Source organism: Nitrobacter sp. 62-13, assembly GCF_001896955.1.
Classification (GTDB): Bacteria; Pseudomonadota; Alphaproteobacteria; order Rhizobiales; family Xanthobacteraceae; genus Nitrobacter.
On record NZ_MKRN01000078.1, the window covers coordinates 1 to 2,786 of the forward strand.

1 protein-coding gene and 1 pseudogene are annotated in these 2,786 nt (G+C 67.6%); one reads left to right on the forward strand and one right to left on the reverse strand.

The features are described 5' to 3' along the window. The coding region (hrpB, locus tag BGN91_RS07390) for an ATP-dependent helicase HrpB (RefSeq protein ID WP_292611883.1) at positions 1-2,421 on the reverse strand (2,421 nt) is incomplete at its 3' end. A gap of 254 nt (positions 2,422-2,675) precedes the next feature. Here hrpB and BGN91_RS07395 point away from each other — a divergent pair. Continuing rightward, positions 2,676-2,786 (forward strand): annotated as a pseudogene (locus BGN91_RS07395) (acyltransferase); the annotation flags it as partial.

A 2,786-nucleotide genomic window follows, 5' to 3' on the forward strand; every position in this document is an offset into this window, starting at 1 on the left:
CAGATCGGAGCGCACCCCAGCATAGCTGCCGCGCCAGAAGCCGGGCAGGTCGCGCGTCACCTGCACCGGGCGATGCGCCGGCGACAGCAATTCCAGAACCAGAGGCACCTTGCCTTGCGCAATCGTCGGGTGCGCCGTCAGGCCGAACAATTCCTGCAACCGGACGGCGATCGTCGGCCCCTGCTCCGCTCCATAGTCGATCGCGAGCATCGTGCCGGTCGGAGCCTCGAAATGCGTCGGCGCCTCCCGCTCCAGCCGTGCGCGCAAACTCCACGGCAACAGCGCCATCAGCGCCTCCGACAGATCGCTCGCGGAGAAATCCTTCAGCGATGTTTTGTCGGACAGCGCGGGCACCAGCCAGCTTTCGGCGTCGGCTGCAAGTCCGGAAACGGAGAGATCGGGCCACTCATCGAGTCCCTTCCGGCCTTCCGCCGCGCGCAGGAACATCACCCGGTCGCGCCATTGCTTGAGCGATTTCGACCACGGCAGGCGATCCGGTCCCGCACCCATCAGCCCTTCCGCGAGGATGCGCGCGGTCTCCGGCGAGGGAACGACCGCCAGCGGCGCCTCGGAGAGCGTGATCGCATGCAGCCGTTTCCGGCGGCGCGCCCGCAACGCCATCGCCGCGCGGTCGAACGTGACCTCATCGTCGGCCTCGATCTGGTCGGCGAAGCGCGCCTCGATGTCGGCCTGCGCGATCGGCACGGCCAGCAGGATGCGGCCGTTGGCGGCGGCGCCGGTCAGTTCGGCAACGGCGATGAAGGGGTCTCGCGCCAGCCGGGAGGCCGGGTCGACCGTCGCGCCGCGGCCGTTGGCGAGCACGAACGAACCGTTGCCGCGATTGCGCGCCACGCGATCGGGGAATGCGAGCGCGAGCATCAGACCGGTAGAAAGCTCTCCATCGCGCGTTTTTTCTCCTCCCGCTTGCGGGGAGGGAGAACCCCTCACCTGCGACACCCAACGCTCCGCGAGTTGCCTTGCGCCTGAGGCGCGCGGCGAGCGGTCGCGACGGAAATTGTCGAGCCGGGCGTCGAGATCGACGCTGTCGCCGCCGAGGCCGCGCTCGGTCAACACCGCAGCGATCTCAGCGGCCTCCCGGCCCGCGCCAAGCCGGTGCGAATCGACGATCATGCGCGCGAGCCGCGGCGACAGCGCCAGCGCGCGCAGGCTCTTGCCCTCGTCGGTGCTGCGGCCGTCGGCATCGATCGCGCCGAGTTCGCCCAAGAGGCCGCGCGCTTCGTTCAAGGCGGGCGCGGGCGGCGCATCTAGGAACGACAACACCGCCGGATCGCGCACGCCCCACTGCGCAAGATCCAGCACCAGCGACGACAGATCGGCGCTGAGAATCTCCGGCTGGGTATAGGCAGGGAGCGAGGCGGTCTGCGGCTCGTCCCAGAGCCGGTAACACACGCCGGGCTCGGTGCGGCCAGCCCGGCCGCGGCGCTGATCCACCGCGGCGCGCGAGGCGCGCACGGTTTCCAGCCGCGTCAAGCCGATATCGGGCTCATAGCGCGGCACCCGCGCCAGGCCGGAATCCACCACGATGCGGACGCCTTCGATGGTCAACGAGGTCTCCGCGATCGACGTCGCCAGCACCACCTTGCGTTGGCCTTTCGGCGCCGGCGCGATGGCGCGATCCTGCACCGCGGCGTCGAGCGCGCCGAACAGCGGAACAATCTCGACGGATGGGTCGTGGACCCGTTCGGCGAGCATATTATGCGTTCGACGGATTTCGGCCGCTCCCGGCAAAAATGCCAGCACCGAGCCGGCATCAGCGCGCAGCGCCATGGCGATCGCGTCAGCCATCTGCCGCTCCAACGGCGCGTCGGGCCTGCGGCCGAGATAGCGCGTCTCGATCGGAAAGGCGCGGCCCTCGCTTTCGATCACCGGCGCGTCGCCAAGCAGCTTCGCGACCCGCGCGCCGTCGATGGTCGCGGACATCACCAGGATGCGCAAATCCTCCCGCAAGCCGGTCTGCACGTCGCGCGCCAGCGCAAGACCCATGTCGGCATCGAGCGAGCGTTCGTGAAACTCGTCGAACAGCACCGCAGCGATGCCGGTCAGTTCCGGATCGTCGAGAATCTGCCGCGAAAAGATTCCCTCGGTGACGACTTCGATGCGGGTTGCGCGCGACACTTTCGAGCCGAACCGCACGCGATAGCCGACCGTTTCGCCGGCGCGCTCGCCCAGCGTTTGCGCCATTCGTTCCGCGCTGGCGCGCGCCGCGATCCGGCGCGGCTCCAGCACGATGATTTTCCTGCCCGCGGCCCAGGGCGCGTCGAGCAGCGCCAGCGGCACCCGCGTCGTCTTGCCGGCGCCGGGCGGCGCCACCAGCACGGCCGTATTGTGCGCACCGAGCGTTCGTCCGAGTTCGTCGAGCACGGCGTCGATCGGGAGCGGCGTGGCGAATTCTCGGATCACCGTTTTGGTTCCGTCATCACCCACGAAAGCGGGTGCTCGCGTAAAGCAGGTTTCAATGATTTCGAAGGCGGATGTACCGGATACCTCGCCTTCGCAAGGTATGACAGCCGGTTCGTGCCCGCCGTGATCCTTCGATGGTTAATGGCCCGTTCCGATCACGACCCCATGAAACATGGCACATTATTTGATTGGTGAAAGGAGAAAGCAACCGATCCTCCTGTAAACGCGCCCGATCGCGCTGAAAAGAGACACCGATGACCGGAAACGGCACAGCCGCACTGAAGAACGAACGGGTCGACTGGGTCGACTATGCCAAGGGCATCTGCATCATCATGGTCGTGATGATGCACTCGGTGCTGGGGGTC